Source organism: Amycolatopsis rhabdoformis, from assembly GCF_035918295.1.
Lineage (GTDB): Bacteria > Actinomycetota > Actinomycetes > Mycobacteriales > Pseudonocardiaceae > Amycolatopsis > Amycolatopsis rhabdoformis.
The window spans coordinates 5,466,479-5,483,029 of record NZ_CP142149.1 but is presented as its reverse complement, the minus strand read 5'-3'; the positions used below and the strand labels follow the sequence as shown (position 1 = coordinate 5,483,029).

At 70.1% G+C, this 16,551-nt stretch carries 19 protein-coding genes and 1 tRNA gene; 9 read left to right on the top strand and 11 right to left on the bottom strand.

Going from position 1 to position 16,551, the window contains the following annotated elements:
• The first annotated feature begins 16 nt into the window (after positions 1–16).
• The 3 genes from VSH64_RS25195 to VSH64_RS25185 all read left to right on the top strand — a co-directional run bounded on the left by VSH64_RS25195 (position 17) and on the right by VSH64_RS25185 (position 2,132).
• The gene (locus VSH64_RS25195) at positions 17–949 is read left to right on the top strand and encodes a LysR substrate-binding domain-containing protein (RefSeq protein WP_326565141.1); all 933 of its coding nucleotides are present in this window, start codon (positions 17–19) and stop codon (positions 947–949) included.
• Positions 950–1,010: 61 nt separating this feature from the next.
• Positions 1,011–1,643, top strand: a complete 633-nt coding sequence (locus VSH64_RS25190; RefSeq protein ID WP_326565140.1) for a 3,4-dihydroxy-2-butanone-4-phosphate synthase — start codon at positions 1,011–1,013, stop codon at positions 1,641–1,643.
• 36 nt (positions 1,644–1,679) lie between these two features.
• Positions 1,680–2,132 (top strand): hypothetical protein, encoded by a 453-nt coding sequence (locus VSH64_RS25185; protein ID WP_326565139.1) that lies wholly within the window; start codon positions 1,680–1,682, stop codon positions 2,130–2,132.
• Between the two features lie 9 nt (positions 2,133–2,141).
• Here the strand turns inward: VSH64_RS25185 and VSH64_RS25180 are convergent, their stop codons facing one another.
• The 3 genes from VSH64_RS25180 to VSH64_RS25170 all read right to left on the bottom strand — a co-directional run bounded on the left by VSH64_RS25180 (position 2,142) and on the right by VSH64_RS25170 (position 4,581).
• On the bottom strand, positions 2,142–2,561 hold the full coding sequence (locus tag VSH64_RS25180; RefSeq protein WP_326565138.1) for a hypothetical protein: 420 nt from the start codon (positions 2,559–2,561) through the stop codon (positions 2,142–2,144).
• Between the two features lie 62 nt (positions 2,562–2,623).
• Positions 2,624–3,703: an FAD-dependent oxidoreductase gene (locus VSH64_RS25175; RefSeq protein ID WP_326565137.1), complete on the bottom strand. Its 1,080-nt coding sequence runs from the start codon at positions 3,701–3,703 to the stop codon at positions 2,624–2,626.
• Entirely contained in the window at positions 3,700–4,581 is an 882-nt protein-coding gene (locus tag VSH64_RS25170; protein WP_326565136.1) for an alpha/beta hydrolase, read from the bottom strand. Before VSH64_RS25170 ends, VSH64_RS25175 begins: the two co-directional genes overlap by 4 nt.
• A gap of 104 nt (positions 4,582–4,685) precedes the next feature.
• Between VSH64_RS25170 and VSH64_RS25165 the strand changes: the two genes are divergently transcribed.
• Positions 4,686–5,426 (top strand): GntR family transcriptional regulator, encoded by a 741-nt coding sequence (locus tag VSH64_RS25165; protein WP_326565135.1) that lies wholly within the window; start codon positions 4,686–4,688, stop codon positions 5,424–5,426.
• Positions 5,427–5,731: 305 nt separating this feature from the next.
• Here the strand turns inward: VSH64_RS25165 and VSH64_RS25160 are convergent, their stop codons facing one another.
• Entirely contained in the window at positions 5,732–6,154 is a 423-nt protein-coding gene (locus VSH64_RS25160; protein ID WP_326565134.1) for a cupin domain-containing protein, read from the bottom strand.
• 170 nt (positions 6,155–6,324) lie between these two features.
• On the opposite strand from VSH64_RS25160, the gene VSH64_RS25155 reads away from it, so the two are divergent.
• Entirely contained in the window at positions 6,325–6,684 is a 360-nt protein-coding gene (locus VSH64_RS25155; RefSeq protein ID WP_326565133.1) for an MmcQ/YjbR family DNA-binding protein, read from the top strand.
• 10 nt (positions 6,685–6,694) lie between these two features.
• On the opposite strand, the gene VSH64_RS25150 is transcribed toward VSH64_RS25155, so the two are convergent.
• The 3 genes from VSH64_RS25150 to VSH64_RS25140 form a co-directional block, all read right to left on the bottom strand.
• Positions 6,695–7,321: a TetR/AcrR family transcriptional regulator gene (locus tag VSH64_RS25150; RefSeq protein WP_326565132.1), complete on the bottom strand. Its 627-nt coding sequence runs from the start codon at positions 7,319–7,321 to the stop codon at positions 6,695–6,697.
• 30 nt (positions 7,322–7,351) lie between these two features.
• On the bottom strand, positions 7,352–8,266 hold the full coding sequence (locus tag VSH64_RS25145) for a crotonase/enoyl-CoA hydratase family protein (RefSeq protein ID WP_326565131.1): 915 nt from the start codon (positions 8,264–8,266) through the stop codon (positions 7,352–7,354).
• Between the two features lie 136 nt (positions 8,267–8,402).
• Entirely contained in the window at positions 8,403–9,098 is a 696-nt protein-coding gene (locus VSH64_RS25140; RefSeq protein ID WP_326565130.1) for a methyltransferase domain-containing protein, read from the bottom strand.
• Positions 9,099–9,126: 28 nt separating this feature from the next.
• Here VSH64_RS25140 and VSH64_RS25135 point away from each other — a divergent pair, with 28 nt between their 5' ends.
• Complete coding sequence (locus tag VSH64_RS25135) at positions 9,127–9,555, top strand: MerR family transcriptional regulator (RefSeq protein ID WP_326565129.1); 429 nt, start codon at positions 9,127–9,129, stop codon at positions 9,553–9,555.
• A gap of 29 nt (positions 9,556–9,584) precedes the next feature.
• Here the strand turns inward: VSH64_RS25135 and VSH64_RS25130 are convergent, their stop codons facing one another.
• On the bottom strand, positions 9,585–10,334 hold the full coding sequence (locus VSH64_RS25130) for a baeRF11 domain-containing protein (RefSeq protein ID WP_326565128.1): 750 nt from the start codon (positions 10,332–10,334) through the stop codon (positions 9,585–9,587).
• Between the two features lie 240 nt (positions 10,335–10,574).
• On the opposite strand from VSH64_RS25130, the gene VSH64_RS25125 reads away from it, so the two are divergent.
• The gene (locus tag VSH64_RS25125; RefSeq protein WP_326565127.1) at positions 10,575–11,267 is read left to right on the top strand and encodes an alpha/beta fold hydrolase; all 693 of its coding nucleotides are present in this window, start codon (positions 10,575–10,577) and stop codon (positions 11,265–11,267) included.
• Between the two features lie 196 nt (positions 11,268–11,463).
• On the opposite strand, the gene VSH64_RS25120 is transcribed toward VSH64_RS25125, so the two are convergent.
• Positions 11,464–12,780: an MFS transporter gene (locus tag VSH64_RS25120; RefSeq protein ID WP_326838029.1), complete on the bottom strand. Its 1,317-nt coding sequence runs from the start codon at positions 12,778–12,780 to the stop codon at positions 11,464–11,466.
• Positions 12,781–12,861: 81 nt separating this feature from the next.
• On the opposite strand from VSH64_RS25120, the gene VSH64_RS25115 reads away from it, so the two are divergent.
• A complete protein-coding gene (locus tag VSH64_RS25115; RefSeq protein WP_326565126.1) occupies positions 12,862–13,809 on the top strand; it encodes a LysR family transcriptional regulator in 948 nt (315 codons plus the stop codon).
• 218 nt (positions 13,810–14,027) lie between these two features.
• On the opposite strand, the gene VSH64_RS25110 is transcribed toward VSH64_RS25115, so the two are convergent.
• Positions 14,028–14,100, bottom strand: a tRNA-Lys gene (locus VSH64_RS25110).
• A gap of 258 nt (positions 14,101–14,358) precedes the next feature.
• Here VSH64_RS25110 and VSH64_RS25105 point away from each other — a divergent pair.
• On the top strand, positions 14,359–15,600 hold the full coding sequence (locus VSH64_RS25105) for an NADH:flavin oxidoreductase/NADH oxidase family protein (protein WP_326565125.1): 1,242 nt from the start codon (positions 14,359–14,361) through the stop codon (positions 15,598–15,600).
• Positions 15,601–16,078: 478 nt separating this feature from the next.
• On the opposite strand, the gene VSH64_RS25100 is transcribed toward VSH64_RS25105, so the two are convergent.
• A complete protein-coding gene (locus VSH64_RS25100; protein ID WP_326565124.1) occupies positions 16,079–16,504 on the bottom strand; it encodes a hypothetical protein in 426 nt (141 codons plus the stop codon).
• Between the last annotated feature and the right edge of the window lie 47 nt (positions 16,505–16,551).

Below are 16,551 nucleotides of genomic sequence, written 5' to 3'. Positions count from 1 at the left end.
GTGGGAGGTGACGGCGGTGGACCGGTTCCTCGATCGGCTCAAGCTACGCCACCTGCTGCTCGTGTCGGCGATCGCCGACAACGGCACGCTGCTGGGCGCCGCGCAGGACCTGCACGTGACGCAGCCGGTGGTCACGCGGGCGTTGCGCGAGCTGGAGACGATCGTCGGCGTGGAGCTGTTCACCCGGGGTCCGCGCGGCGTGCGGCCCACCGCGTCCGGCGAAATCCTGCTCGACCACGCCCGCGCCGTGCTGGACAACCTGCGCTCGGCGCAGGACCGCATCGACGAGCTGCGCCGCGGCGGCTTCGAGCCGGTGCGCGTGGGGACCAACCTGGCCGGCGCGCATTCGCTGCTGCCCGCCGCGCTCATCCGGCTCAAAGCCGAGCACCCGACGTTGACCGCGACTGTGGTGGAGAGCCTCGGCACCGACCTCGACGTCCGGCTCGTCCGCGGCGAAGTCGACCTGCTGATCGGCCGCCTGCCCGCCGGGCCGACCGGCCGGTTCCGCCACCTCTCGCTCTACGACGACCCGGTCGGCCTCATCGCCCGCCGCCACCACCCGGCTGTGGACGCCGGCCTCCGGACCCTCGCCGAGCTGCAGGACTTCCCCTGGCTGCTGCCCGGCCGCCCCACCGCGTTGCGCGACGAACTCGACGAGCTCTTCGCCCGCCAGGGGATTGCGCTGCCGCGCAACGTGATCGAATGCTCGACCATCCTCACCATGCGCTCGATCCTCATCCGGACCGACGCCGTCTCACCGATGCCCCTGCTCGTCGGCACCGCTGACGAGGCCCTCGCGCCCCTGCCGATCCGCCTCGACACCGTGCCGCGCGCCATCGGCATCACCACGCTCGTGGGCCGCGAACCGTCGGCCAGCGCGCGGCTCCTCATCGCCCACCTCGTGACCGAGGCCCGCCGCATTTCCGCCGAACTCGCCGGCCTCGGATGACACTCGGGGGTTATGGCCGAACCCCGCCGCCGCGACGAGGCTGGTGGCGAAGGAGATGCCCATGCCCGAACTGCTCACCACCGCCACCGTCGACCAAGCCGCGGCTTCCCTGGCGACCGGCCGCCCCGTCGTGATCGCCGGCGCACACGGCGACCTGGTCTTCGCCGCGGAAGACGCGACGCCTAGCCTGCTGGCTTTCACGGTCCGCCACACCGACGGCTTCGTGTGCGTCGCGCTGCCGGACGAAACCTGCGACTACCTCGGCCTCCCCGCCATGCACCCCGGCACCGCCCACGGCGGCGAGTCCTTTGCTGTCACGGTCGACGCCGCGGTCGGCGGCACCGGCATCTCGGCCACCGACCGCGCCCACACCCTCCGCCAACTCGCTTCCCCCACCTCGACCCCCGCGGACTTCACGCGTCCGGGCCACGTCGTGCCGATCCGCGTTGCCGCCTCGTCCACCGTTGCCGGCCGCGCCGAGGCCGCTCTGGATTTGGTGCGCCTCGCTGGCAAATCCGCTGCAGCCGTCCTTTGCGGGCTCGTTTCGCAACGCTCGGTGGGCGACATGGCGTCCCCGGAGGAACTCGCGGCGTTCGCCGAGGAACACTCACTGCTCGTGGTCTCCGCGGCGGACGTGCTGGCTCCGCGCCGGGCGATGCCGTCGGCCTGTCCGCATTGCGGCCATCCCGCGTGAGGTGATCGTCCGGCTAGCCCGCTCTAGGCTTTGGCAGTGAGCGATGATGCTGTGGGCGAGTTGCTGCGAAGCGAGATGCTGCAGCGTGCGGGTCTTGTCGTGGTGGACTCGACCCTCCCCGCCCACACGCCACCTCCCATGACCGCCTGGCGCCCGGTCGTCAGCGGCGACGCCGTGCCGACCGCGACGGTTCCCTATCGACCCGACCTCGGCCATCTGACCGACGTCGATCGGCAGTGGGAGTCTCTCGCCGAACAACACCGCCTTTTCGACGACAACGGAGTTTTCCTGATCAGCGTGGGTGTCGCGAGCGTCAGCGCCTTGCCGTGGGCGCACGTTCGCCGCGCGGGAAAGCTTTCTCTCGCTCAGCACCTCTCGGAGTATCCCGGCGAACCGGAATTCGTGGCCATGTCGACGGACGCGCGGACGATCTGCGCTGCGACCTCGGAAGAGTACGACGTCTGGCTCTTGGCCATCGCGCTTTCTTGACCGGCGCGGTCAACCCGCTCCGAGCAGCACCGCGATCCGCGCCGCCTCCGGAGTCTTGAGGCGCAGCTCCACCCGACCGCTCCGGTCCGCGTGGAACGCAGCCGGCTCATACCCGAGAATCAACCGTCCGCCCTCCACCCGCACCGTGACCCCGAACGGCTGCCCGTCGCGCAGCGGGACGTCGAGGTGCTTGCCCTTCTGCTCTCCGCGCGTGAGCCACACCAGCAGCCGTCTGCGCGTCACCACCACTGCGCCGGCTGTGGCGTCGACAGCCCCGAACCGCCGCACCCCCGGCGCGCGGTAGGCGTGGTAGCGCACCGAGCCGGTGAGTCCCTCCGCCAGGTACTCGATCCCCTCCGCCTGCATCGTCGTGCGCACGGAGTCGGGGAGCCGTCCTGAGCCCAGCAGCGCCCTGCTGAAGAGGTTCACGCGCGCAGCCTAAGTGAGGAATCCGCGCCACGAAGGCGGTTTCCCCACCCGACACCGGCGCGTCAGCTCACGGCCGCCCGGAGTTGGGCGTTGCGGGCTTCGACGTCGGTGGGGAACAGGATGTCGGCGCCGCCGTCGGCGAGGGTGTGGGCGGAGGTGACGACGGGGCGCATGGCGGAGTCGTAGGCGCGCAGGGCGGTGGGGAGGTCGGCGTGTGCGGACAGGGATCGCGCGAGGGTCGCGGCGCCGATCAGGGCGAGGCTGGTGCCCATGCCGGAGAAGAACGACGCGCAGTAGCCGGCGTCGCCCACGAGCACGGTGTGGTCGTGGGACCAGGTGGGCATGCGGATCTGGGCCACGGAGTCGAAGTAGAAGTCCGGGGTGCCGAGTTCGGCGAGCACCTCGGGCACGAGCCAGCCGGATTCGTCGGCGAAGGCCTCACGCACGAGGCGGCGCTGGGCAGTCAGGTCGCGGAAGTCGTAGGTGAGCGGCGCGGCACGGAATCCCAGCAGGGCGGAGCAGTCGGTGCCGTCGCCGCGGAGCATCACCATGCGGCCGGGCGTGTTGTAGACGTGCGAGCCGGACAGCCCGGCGCCGGCCGCGCAGTGCTTGACGATGGCGACGTACAGCCCGAGGTGGTGCGCGAACCGTTGCTCAGGACCGAAAACGGCCTTGCGCACCGTGGAGTGCGTGCCGTCGGCGCCCACGAGCAAATCGGGTTCGTGGGTCGTGCCGTCGCTGAGGTGCACTCCGCCTTCGACGCGGACGATCGTCGTGTCGTAGCGGACGTCCACTTGAGACGGAACAGCGCGCTCGAGGATGTCGAGGAGGCGGTCGCGGGAGATCTCGATGTCGCCGGGGCTGTCGTAGAACTGCGTCGCCGGGGTGAAGCACGCTTGTTCGCGGCCGGAACGGTCGAGGAAGTGGTATACGTCTTCCGTGGGCACCCGGCCGCGGATGATCTCGTCCACCACGCCCATTTCGCGCACCACCTCGAGAGCCGCGCCGCGCACGTCGATCGCGACGCCGCCGCGGCGCGGACCGGACCAGTTCTCGACCAGCGTCACCTCGTGGCCGGCCCGGGCCAGCCAGTGCGCCGACGCCAGGCCGGCGATGCCGGCGCCGCAGATCAGGACCTTCACGGGGCCACCTCGTTCCAGGATCGGCGCAGGAAGCGCTCGGCTTCGTCGACGCACTCGGGGGACTCGAACTCCGGCGACCCGTGGTCGCCACCGGGCACGACCACCAGCCGGCTGGAGACACCGGCGGCGAGCAGCCGTTCGTGGAGGCGCCGGCTCTGGCCGAGGCCGACGCGCCGGTCGGCGTCGCCGTGCTGGAACAGGAACGGGGGAGCCGGGGCAGCGTCGCCGAGGTGGTCGGCCACCGCGGTGGGGAGCTGCGTGCCGCCGAAGAACGCGGCCACGAGCTCGCCGAGGTTGCTCGGTTCGAGCGCGTCCTCGCGCAACGCGTCCGGCGCGGTCACCGGGTAGTGCGCGACGACCGCACGCACGAGCGGCCGGCCGCTCGGCTCGGCGAGTAATCGCGGCGGGGGTGCCAGCTGCTCCGTGACGGCGGCCAGCGCGGCCAGGTAACCGCCCGCGGAGCTGCCCCACAACGCGATCCGGTCGGGGTCCAGCCCGTAAACCCCGGCCTGCGCGTGGGTCCACGCGACGGCGGCGCGCACGTCCTCGACCGGCCCGGGGAACTTCACCTCACCCGAGAACCGGTAGCCGACCGAAGCGACGGCGATCCCTCGCTGCGGCAGCGTCCGCCAAGGCCCCATCCCGGGCAGGCCGGTGAGGAACGAGCCCCCGTGCACGTAGACCACAACCGGGTACGGCCCGGGGCCGGCGGCGGGCAGGTGCAGGTCGAGCCGCAACGCGCGCCAGCCGTGGTACTCCGCGAAGGGCACCTGCAGGTGGCTGACCGCGCCGGGCACGACCCGCACCGGCGGCGGCCGCAGGAGACCGGGCGGCACCAGGCGGTCGTAGTCGAGGAGCGACATCGACGGCCGGCTCATCGGACCTCGATCCGGCGGCGCACCGCGGCGGCGCGGACGAGCGGCCGGCCGGCGGCGCACCCAGTAGGCTGAGTTTCCCTCTGGGAAGGAGCCGGCGGCGGGACATGAGCGAGAGCGCCCTGAGTGATCAGCTGGTCGACGAGCTGCAGCGTCGCATCTTCAGCGGCGACATCCCGGTCGGCAGCTGGCTGCGCCACGCCGCGCTGGCCGAGGATTTCGGCGTTTCGCGCACGCCCGTGCGCGAAGCCCTGCGGGTGCTGGGTGCGCAGGGGATCGTCACGATCGTGCAGAACCGCGGCGCGCGGGTCAACGGCCACTCGGCGCGCGACATCCGCGAACTCGGCACGGTGCGAGCCGAACTCGAGGGCCTGGCCGCGGAACTCGCCGCCGAGCACATCGACGACCGGCAGCTCGCACGCCTGCGCAACGCGTGGGCGGGCTTCCGCACCAGCGGGACGGAGCTCAACACCGCCAGTGCGACCGAAACCGCCACCGACACCGCCACCGACACCGCCACCGCCTCCGGCGACGACACCGACCGTCGCCACCGCTGGGCCGAAGCCCACGACGAGTTCCACTCCGTGATCCTCGAAGCCTCCGGCAACCGCCAGCTCGCGCTCGCCCTCGCCGACATGGGCCGTCGGCTCCCGCGCAACGCCGGCTACTCCGCCTACGCCGGCAACTCCCGGGTCCTGCGCCAGATCGAAGAGCAGCACGAAGCGATCATCGACGCCATCGGCGCCGGCGACACCCGGCGCGCCCGCACCGCGATGCGCCGGCACATCCTGGCGTCGGCGCAGGTGCTGGCGCGCTGGATCGAGGCCCAGCAGGGCATCGAGCCCTGACGTTCGAACCCCTTTCCGCACCCCGGTCGCACCGAACGCGCGGGACGGGCCGGAACCGGCGCCCCCGAACCCGCGGCGCGTTGGATCGAGGCCCAGCAGGGCATCGAGCCCTGACGGCCGAATCGGTTTCCGCACCCCGGCCGCACTGAACCCGCGTGACGGGCCGGAACCGGCGCCACTGAACCCGCGCCGCGCTGGATCGAGGCCCAGCAGGGCATCGAGCCCTGACGTTCGAACCGCTTCCCGCACGCCGGTCGCACCGAACGCGCGTGACGGGCTCGAACCGGCGCCCCCGAACCCGCGCCTCACTCGCCTGACCGTGCGCTTTCGCTGAACTCGCCGCGCCCGTTGTGCTGCCACGGCTGCTCGGTCGCGCTCGGCGAGGGCTCGAGCAGTTCGATGATGAAGTGCTCGACCGGTTCGGCCCTGAGGTTGCGCACGCGGTGGGGCGTGAGCGGCCGGTCCGTGCCCACGGTCTTGAACATCGCGAAGCCGGGCTCCGCGCGTTGGGCCAGGCCCCACTCGTCGCGCCCGGCCTCGGCCGGCGTGTACTGCTGGCCCTGCACCTCGCCGGCCCACGGCCAGAGGATCAGGTGGTCGTGGTGGTGCTGGTGGAACACGAACTCCTCGTGCGGCCCGAGCGTCATCGACCACACGCGCACCCGGTCGTTCTCGAACAGCAGCGTGTCCCCCGGTTCGGGGCTGAACTCGCGCTCCGTCAATTCCATGGACGTCCTCCGTTCGACGGGGGAGATGGCCGACCAACAGTATGCAAAATCTTGTAATTGGATGCAATATCTCCCGCCAAGTCGACCTTGACCGTGGCGACGGAGGCCGACCGGGTATCGCGCGCCCCACCGCGACCTGGCAGCCTCGTCCTCGGATGAGGAGGTACGTCATGGCCGTGCTCGAGGACGTCCGCGCCCTGGGTTCAGACCTCGACCGCTCCTATCCGGTCTACGTGCGCGGCCGGCTGAAGTTCCGGGTCAAGCAGATCGTCTACGTGGCGTTCTCTCTCGACGAGACGGTGATGGGCTTCGCCTTCCCGAAGGAGGAGCGTGCCGCGCTCGTCGCCGGTGAGCCGGCGAAGTTCCACCTGCCCTCGGCGTCGGACCTCCGGTTCAACTGGGTCCACGCCGACCTCGCCGCTCTCGATCCCGCCGAGGCCCGGGAATTCGTCGTGGACGCGTGGCGCATGGTGGTGCCCCAGAAGGTCTCCCGCGCGTACGACCTCACCCACCCCGACGGCCCGGGATGACGGGCGCTGCTCACTTGCCGTCGGAGGCCGGTGGTAGCAACGCCTTCGACAGCTGCGCGATCGGCGCCAGGACTTTCGCCGGAGGCGGCGGCTTCTCGTGGCTCAGCGCCGCCGCGAGAACGGCCCGCAGCGCGCCGATGATCGAGGCGCCGACCAGTTCGGCGTCGATCGTCGCCGCGAGCTCGCCGCTTTTCTGCCCGCGGCGGATGTTCCGCGCGGCCATCTCGGCGTGCTTGCGTTGCCGCTCGGCGTCGACGTGCGTCGCCGCGGGTTCGTGCAGCAGCCCCGCGGCCACCCGTGGCCCGAGCGGGTGGTGGTACAGGAAGTCGATCTCCCGCTCGATCCGCAGCGTCTCCCGTTCGAGCCACGGGCTGTCGGGCTGCAGCTCGGCAAGGAAAACGGATCGGTCGTACTCGTCGTAGAAGTCGGTCACCACCGCGTGGATCAGCTCGAACTTGTTGCCGAAGTAGCGGTAGATCACGCTCGGGGAGACGTCGGCCGCCGCGGCGACGTCCGCGATCTCGACGCTGCCGCGCACCCGCAACTGCTCCTGCGCCGCCTCGAGCAGCCGAAGCCGGGTGGCGCGCCCCTTCGCGGTGAGGCCGGCGGCCTGGGGTTGAGTGCGGTTCGGCGGCATCTGGTCAGCTTACGAGGTCGCGGGTTTCTCTCAGGGCGTGATCACGTGCGTCGGGTCGGGCTGGAGCTCGGGCGGGGCTTGGCTGTAGTCGCCGAACAGGCCGTCGCGTTCGGTGATCACCGCGCGGACCCCGTCGTTCTCGGCGATGTCGACGAATCGACGCGCTTCGGCGGTGTTGCGCATCAGCCCGTCGAGGATCGGTCCGAGGGTCTGGGTCGAGGCCAGCCCCATGTTCTCGTACGCCTGGTTCACGATCAGCTTCATCGCCGAGAGCTGCGACAGCGGAATGCCGGTCAGCTGCCGGGCGTATTCGGCGACGGTCGCCTCCAATTCGGCGAACGGCACGGACCGGTTGATCAAGCCGAGCTCCACGGCTTCGGTGCCGGTCACCGCCTTCCCGGTGAGCGCGTACTCCTTGGCCTTGGTCAGGCCGAGCCGGTAGAGCCACATGCCCGACAGGTAGCAGCCCCAGATCCGGCTGTAGGGCGTGCCGAAAACCGCGTCGTCACTGGCGACCACGAGGTCGGCGGCCAGCGCGAAGTCGCTTCCGCCGCCCACGCACCACCCGTGGACCTGGGCGATGACCGGCTTGGGGGTGTTCCACACGGAGTTGAACCGCTGCGTCGGGGCCAGGTTGCGATCGGTGGCGAACGAGAAGTCCTTGCCCGGGTCCCATTCGCCGTCGGTCGTGATCTGTTCGTCCCAGGCGTGGAAGCCCTTTCCGAAGTTGTAGCCGCCGCAGAACGACCGCCCGGCTCCGCGCAGGACGATGACCTTCACCGCCGCCGACCGCGTCGCGAGGGTCACCGCCGCGTGGATCTCGTCGGGCATCGGCGGAACGATGGTGTTGAGCTGCTCGGGCCGGTTCAGCGTGATCGTGGCGACCGCGCCGTCCTCGTTGTACAGGATCGTCTCGAACGTGGGATGCGCAGCGCTGTCCGTCATGCCGCAACCCTGACAGGCGGGTCGGAGCCAGTCAAGAAGTGACTTCACTTCTCTTTTTGCCGGCACGGAAGACCGACGAGGCCGGCCGCCGAACCTGCGCCTGCGCGGTCGAGGACGCCGGCCACGACCACCGCGCTTAGCGCTGTCCGGCGACGAGGATCATCGGTACCGCGACGAAGATCCGGTTCGTCCGCAAGCGTTCGGCCTGGTCGGCGAGCCAGCTCTCGTCGTCGGTGATGCGGCGCAGCAGAGCCAGCGCGGTGCCGTCGGTGAGCACGAGGGAGCGCGCCTCGGTGGTCACGTCGGTGAACCCGGCGTCGAGCAGCAGGGCGCGGTGGCGCCGGGCGGCGCGGGGCGACGGGAACGAGTCGGCCTTCGCCTGCACCAGGCGGCGGGTGGTCTCGGGGTCGTCGGAGTCGACGGCGATCGTGTCCCAGTCCGAGCCGAGCGGCACCGCCCGCCCGCCGGGCGCGAGCACCCGGCGGGCCTCGGCGACGGCCCGCGCCGGATCGTCGAGCAGGTGCAGCACCTTGTCCACGCGGTACCCGGTGACCGAGCCGGTTTCGAGCGGCAACGCACACGCGTCGCCGACGTGGAACTCGCCGTGCGGCAAGCGTTCGCGGCTCACGGCGATCATCTCGGGGTCGGCGTCGACGCCGATCGCACGGGCTCCTCGACCGGCCAGTTCGGCGACGGCGCGGCCCCCGCCGCAGCCGACGTCGACGACCGTGCGGCCGGTGAGGTCGCCGAGCAGTTCGTAGGAACGGGTACGGAGCTCGACGGCCGCGGGCAACGCGTCGCCGGCGTCGAGGACAGTCAGCAAACTGGACATGCTCCCCATGGTTTGACTTAATGCCGACATGAAGTCAAGCCTCTTGGCGATCGGCGAAGTGGCCGAGCACTTCAACCTGCCGACCCACGTGCTGCGCCACTGGGAGTCCGTCGGCCTGCTTTCACCGTCCCGCGCCGAGGGCGGTCGCCGCCGCTACACCCGCGCCGACCTGGTGCGGGTCGGCACGATCGTGGAGATGAAACGCGCCGGCCTGGGCCTGCCCGACATCGCGGACTTCCTCGGCTCTATCCACACCACCGCCCGCAAAGATGTGCTGCGACGCAACCAGCTTGCGCTGCAGGACCGGATCGCGGCGCTGCAGTCGGCTCTCGCCCTCGTGGAGGCCGCGCTGCACTGCTCCCACGACGACATCGCGACCTGCCCGACCTACCAGTCCTGCGTCGCGGAAATGGTCGGCACGCACACCGCGGGTGCCCCGGAAACAGCCGGCTCGTAGCCCCCTGTGCGTTGGGGATCCGTCCGCGGTCACGCCGTCGGCGCGTATCTCAAGGTCGCGGCGACGTCGCCACCGCCAGGCACGTCCTCGTGGCGGACGGCGAGGATGCGGGCGCCCGACAGCCAGGCACGGCGCGTGACCTCGTCGACGAGCTCGTTCGCGCCTGAGGCTTCGAAGGTCACGTCGCCCCTGTCGTCGACCTCGCCGGGGACGGTGGCGTCGATGTCCACGAATAGTGTGTGTACAGCGCCGCGCGTGGCGAAGCGGGCCAGGTCCGCGAGGTCGGTCGAGGTGCGCCCCTGCCCGAAGCGCTCGTCGAAGGTGCTTTTCTCGTCGTCGAGCCGCGAGGCGTACCAATTGTCGAGAACCGCGCGGGCTTCGGCGACCAGCTCGCCGTCGCCGCGGTCCTCCGGGTCGCCGGCCACCCCGTGTGGCACCAGGTCGGGGTAGCGGCAGTGCACGCGGAAGATGCTCTCGAGCGGCTCGGTCGCGGCGAGCACGAGCGGAACGCCGTGGCCGGGCAGCACCTCGCGCAGCGCACCGTCGACCAGCCGGGAGAACTGCGACATCCGCAGTTTCTGTCCCTCGGTGCCCTGCACCCGGCGGCTCGGAGCGCGATCCTTGATGGATGCCTTGCCGATGGCGGACGCCACGTCCGCGGGTATGTCCGGCACGCGTATCTCCCGAGGGGGAGCGTCGGGCACGGTTCCAGCAGCCGCGCCGAACTGCCACAGCGCGTCGATCTCGGAGCGGGTCGGGATGTCGGTGTACAGCGTCATGCGGTCCCTCCTCGAGGTGTCCGTCCCCGTCCCGCCTGCGGCAGGGCAGGAAGCTCCACTCTCGACAGTAGGTCCCGGCACGGCCGGAAATCACGACCGATAGTGACGCCCGTCCGCTGAGGAATCCGAGGCACAGCGTCAGGTTCCAAGGTTCACTCGCGACGGGTGAGCCCGGTTTCGGCGCTCGCGGCGACAGTGTGTGCTGACCTGTGCCGAACACACTGTCGCGGAGGAATCACCATGGCGGACCGACCGAACATCGTCCTTGTGCACGGCGCGTGGGCCGATGGGTCCTGTTGGAGCGCGGTCATCGAACGGCTGCAGGCCGACGGGTTCACTGTCACCGCGCCGCAGTTCCCGGAGACTTCGCTGGCCGCCGACGTCGCGCGGCTGCGCCAGGTCCTGGCCCGGCAGGGCGGGCCGACGGTCGTCGTCGGGCATTCCTACGGCGGGCAGATCGTGACCGCGCTGGGCACGGACGCACCGAACGCCGTCGCGCTGGTCTACATCGCGGCGTTCGGCCTCGACGAGGGCGAGTCGATCGGGAAACTCCTGGCACAGGGGCCTCCGACGCCGGCCCTGGCGCACCTGGACGTCGACGCCCGGGGCTTCGCGTGGCTGCCCGAGGACGACTTCGTGAACCACTTCGCCGCCGACGTCGACCCGGCGCTGGCCCGCGTGATGTTCGCGGTGCAGCAGCCGCTGTCGTGGACCGCGCTCGACGAGGTGATGGGCGCCCCGGCCTGGCGGTCGCTCCCGTCGTGGTTCCTCGTGGCCGAAGGCGACCAAGCCATTCCGCCCGATGCCCAGCGCCAATTCGCCGCGCGCATGAAGGCCACGACCGTCGAGGTCCCGACCAACCACGTCGCGATGGTCTCCCATCCCGACGACGTGCTGAAGCTCATCGGGAGCGCCGTCCAGTCCCTCCGGTGACGACTTCGCCGAACGGCACGTCCGCAGGCTCGTAGCCGTCCTTGAAACCGAAGGCGCACGGCGTGGAACCCTGCTCGCGCAACAGTTCCAGGCGGCAGTCCCGCCTCCACGGGCTTGGTGCCACCGCTCGGGCTCGCCATCGACCACTGTGGACAGTGCACCAGGGGAAGAAGCGTTCCCGGAAACTTCCTGACTGTCACATCTTCTCGGCGCTCGCGGGCGCTGTCGGGTGGCCCTCTCGCGTCCGGTCGGGCGCACTCGATGCAGTGACCCGGGGCAGGAGCAGCGGGGTGAAGAGCAGTAGCAGGCCGGCGAGCCCGATGGCGATCCGCGTTGTCGTCAGGGCCGCCAGGATGCCCCAGGCAAGCGTGAGGAGGGCGGTGGTGAGACTCGTGCTGATCTGCCAGGCGGACAGCGTGCGTGAGAGCCGCTCGTGGTCGATGTGCTTGAGCCGGAAGGTCGCCACCACGGGGTTGAAGAGGCTCATCGCGATGATGACGCCGAACTCGATGATCATGACCAGGAGAAGCCCGGCGATGCCGGCGGGGGTGAACGCCAGTCCGATCGGCCACAGCACCGCCCCGACGGCGGCGAGCCACATCACCTTGTGTTCGCCGTACTTGGCGACAGTGGGACCCACGACGCGCGAGCCGACGAACCCGCCGACGCACGGCACGGCAAAGGCAAGCCCGTACTGCCACGGGGCGAAGTGGAGGTCCCGCAGCAGGAGCACCGCGAGCAGTGGCTCGGTCGCCATGATGAGACCTCCCACCGCCAGGCGATTCAGGAGCAACGGCCGCAGCTGCGGGTGGCTGAGCAGGTACCGCCAACTGTCCGGCAGGTCCCGCAGGGTGATTTTCTTGACCGCATCTTTCACGGGAGCAGGCTCGGATCCGCCGATGGCGGTGATGCCGAGCGCTGAGAGCAGGTAGCTCAGGCCGTCGGCAAGGACCGTGGTGGTGTAGCCGAACAGGCCGATCGCGGCACCACCCAACGGCGGGCCGAGCGCGATCGAGCTCCACCAGGTGGACTCGAAGCGGCTGTTGGCCACCAGGAGGTCGTCGCGGGCCACCACGGACTTCAGGTAGGCGCCGCTGGCGGTGGCGAACCCGATCTTGGCGGCGGCCACCACGACGGCGACGAGCAGGAGCTGCCCATAGGTCAGCCGGCCGAGCCAGAAGGCGAGCGGGATGCTGGCCATCGCCACTAAGCGGAGCAGATCCATCGTGATCATGACGGGCCGCTTGCGACGGGTCTCGATCCAAGGGCCGGTGGGGATGGCGACGACGGCGCCGATGACGAGGCCGGCGGAAGTGAGCGCGGAGACGCCGGCGGCGCTCGAGTGCAGGACGCTGATGGCGATCAGCCCGAAGGCCCCGAATCCGAGCCCGGAGCCGAAGGCGCTCACGGCGTACGCCGCCCACAACCAGCCGAACTGCCGGCCGAGCTTCCTTCGTGCCACGTCGTTCCTCCACCTGATGCGTCTACAACCGCGAGTACCTGCCCGGACCATGCAATCCCGAGCGGACGTGCGGGCCAAACAACCAAGCGGACGGCGCGCCACAACCAACCGTTGTGCGACTACCGTGTCCGCGTGGACCTCGACGCGGTGCGGACCTTCCTCACGGTCGCTTCGGAAGGACAGTTCCAGAGCGCGGCCGACGAGCTCGGCATCACGCAACAGGCGGTCTCGAAACGCATCGGCGCGCTCGAGCGCAAGCTCGGCGTGCTCCTCTTCGCCCGCGGGCCGCGCGGTGCCACGCTGACCGTGGACGGTGAGGCGTTCCTGCCGCACGCACGAGAGCTTCTCCGGGCCGAGGACCGTGCCCTCGCATCAGTGGTGCCCGGCCGACGCGCGCTCAGGGTCGACGTCCGCAACCGGCGGACGGCGCCGGCCACGCTGTTGCACGCCTTCTACCAGCAGCACCGCGAGCTCGATCTGGACGTCGTCGCCTTGCCCGATCTCGACCTCGAGGCGGCCCTCGCCGCCGTCGCGGGCGGCACCGTCGACGCCACGTTTCGCGGCCTGACCGAAGCGAAGAAACAACTCGCGAGCGCGGGACTTTCGAGCGCCCGGGTCATCGAAGACCGCCACGAGCTCTTGGTCGGCCCGAACCACCCGCTTGCCGGCGCCTCTTCCGTGACGCCGCACCAACTCGCCGACCACCGAATCTGGATGCCGGGCCTACCGCGTGGGGACGAGGTCGCCGCCTACTACGACGAACTCGCCACCGCCTTCGGGATCACCATCGACCTCCTGGGGCCCGCCTTCGGAGTCGAAGTGCTGCTGACCGAGATCGCCGAGTCCTCGACACTCGCGAACCTCGTCGGCGAAGGCTCCCGCTACCTGTGGCCCGCCCACTACGACCTTCGCCGCATCCCGATCGTCGACCCCACCCCGGTCTTCCCGCTCTGGGTCGTCTGGCGCACCGACAACAAGCGCGCCGACCTCGCCGAACTGCTCGCCTACCTCGACGCCGACTTGGCCGGCCGGCAAGCCGGCAACGTGTGGCTCCCATCGTGGGCGGGCAGAGGGCACTAGCCAGCTCCGCGGCAACTTTGATGCCGATCCTAAAAACGACTGGTGTCACCGCGCATTCGGCAATGGCCCCAACGCCGCCCCTGGCATCGATGAGCGAAGAGACCAGCCCGGCGTAGATCCTCCCGCTCGACCACTGTGGACGGTGCGCAATCGGAAGAAACGTTCCCAGACACCAAAAATCCCCAGGTCAGAAACTTCCTGAACCTGGGGAGTGTGGGTGCGCCATCAGGGACTCGAACCCCGAACCCGCTGGTTAAGAGCCAGCTGCTCTGCCAATTGAGCTAATGGCGCTTGGTGTTGCCCGCCGCTGTGGTTTCCCTCGGCGACGTGGAAAAGATTAGCAGCCTGTTCAGGCACCGTTTCAAGGGGGTCCCCTTACGGCGCCGCAAGCCGAGGGCGGGTGGGTCGCACCCGTCCTAGCTGCAGGTTTGCACCTTCGCGGGCGGAGCGCAAGGGGCCGGGCGGGTGCCGGCGCCGGTCGGCCCAGTGGGGTGGTGACCGTGGTCACTGTCGTTGACAACTGTACGGCGTAAAGGTCACGCTGGGGACATGTACAACGTACAGGAGAATGTCCTCGCGACCCCGCTCACGCTGCCCAACGGCACCGTCCTGGCGAACCGGCTGGCGAAGGCCGCCACGAGTGAGCATCTGGCCGACCGCAGGGGCGCGCCGACGCGGCAGCTCGCGCAGGCGTACCGGCGGCTCGCGCACTCCGGTGCCGGCTTGCTGATCAGTGGAAACGTGATGGTCGACGGCACGGCGCTCGAAGCGCAGCGCAACGTCGTGATCGAAGATTTCCGGTTCCTGCCCGAGCTGCGGCGCTGGGCGGCGGCGACCGTCGGCACCGAAGCCAAGCTGATCCTGCAGCTCTCGCACGCGGGGCGGCAATCGATGCGTGGCCTGGCGCTCGCCGGGCGGCAGCAGGACGTCGTCGCGCCTTCGGCGGTGCCCCTGGATCTCGGGAAGTGGCTCTTCCGGAAGCCGCGGGCGCTGTCCGACGTGGAAGTGGTCGCTCTCGTCGAGCGCTTCGCCACGGCCGCGCGCGTCGCGGCTGCAGCGGGCTTCGACGGCGTGCAGCTGCACGCCGCGCACGGCTACCTGCTCAACCAGTTCCTGTCGCCGCTTGTCAACCGGCGTGACGATCGCTGGGGCGGGTCACTGGAGAACCGCATGCGCTTCCTGCTCGACGTCGTCCGCGCGATCCGCGCCGCGACACCGCCGGCGTTCATCCTCTCGGTGAAGCTCAACTCGGCCGACTTCCAGCGTGGCGGCTTCGACCCCGACGACGCCCTCGTGGTCGCCCAGGCCCTCGAATGCGAAGGCATCGACCTGCTCGAAGTCTCCGGCGGCACCTACGAAAGCATCGCCGTCGTCAACGGCGCTCCGCAGCGCGCCTCAACGCTCGCGCGCGAGGCCTACTTCCTCGACTTCGCCGACCACTTCGCCCGCGAGCTCACCGTGCCGCTCATGCTCACCGGCGGCTTCCGCGCCCACGCCGCCATGGCCGACGCCGTCTCCTCCGGCTCCGTCGACCTCATCGGCCTGGCCCGCCCCATCACCCACGATCCGACGTTCCCGACCAAACTCCTCACCGACCCGACCACCCTCAGCCCCACCACGCCCCCACACGTCGGCCCCAAACTCCTCGACGATCTCCTCAACTCCGCCCACCACCAACAACAACTCGCCCGCCTCGGCCGCGGCGCCCGCCCCACCCCGACCCGCCACCCCTACGTCTCCCTCCTCCTCTTCCTCCTCACCACCCTCCGCGACCTCCTCCTCACCCCCTAGCCCCTCTCACCCTCCACAAAGGACCCCACCCACGGCACCCGTCGACCCACCCGCCCACAACACGGCCTGGCCAGCCACCCACCACCGGCACAGGGCTCCCGCGAACTCAGCACGACATGCTCGTACCGGAAACTCACCACGGAATACGCGCTCCGGGGACCTCACCACGGGTCCGGCTGCCGGGGACCTCACCACGAATACGGTTGGCGGAAACTCACCACGGGGCAGGGCTTCCGGGGAACGTCACCACGGTATGGGGGTCCAGGGGGCGAAGCCCCCTGGCGGGGGCCTGGGGGTCCGACCCCCAGACAAAACGGCAAAACCCCAGCCTGGGGAAAGTGGCCGCAAGGCCACTGACCAGACTGGGGCGATGGGGTGAGCGACGGGTTTCGAACCCGGTTTTCACCCCATCGGCCCATAGGTATGAACCTGCTGACCTGGGAACCGCGTGTGTCACGTTGGTTCGCGTTGGCTCAAATCAGGCGTGCCTGTCCCCGAGGGGGACGACGTTCCACGGGCGTTCAGCGCCGTCGATCGCCTTCAGATATCGGTCCGCCAGGCGGGCCCGCGACAACTCGGTGAGCAGCGTGTCGATCTTGTCGCCCAGTTCCTCGACTGTGCTGAGCAGATCCTGGTGCTCGCAGCGGATCGCCTCCAGCTCGTCCTCGCGTTGCCGACGGCCGCGCTCGAGGTGGGTCATGGAGAAGACGCCGATCCAGGCGATGATCATGATGCCGTTGGTGAAGATGAAGACCGGTGGGTGCCAGTTGTAGGCGTTCGATGCCCATCCGACCAGGGCGTTCACGACGGTGACCACTGCGACAGCGATCAGGGCGAATGCGTAACCCAGTTGGACCATGCGCTTGTTGCGGACCGTTCCCCCACTGCGCGGTTCTCGGGACACGTGCCCTCCTAATGGGTGTAGTGGATTGCCCCAATCGCCGTGAAATT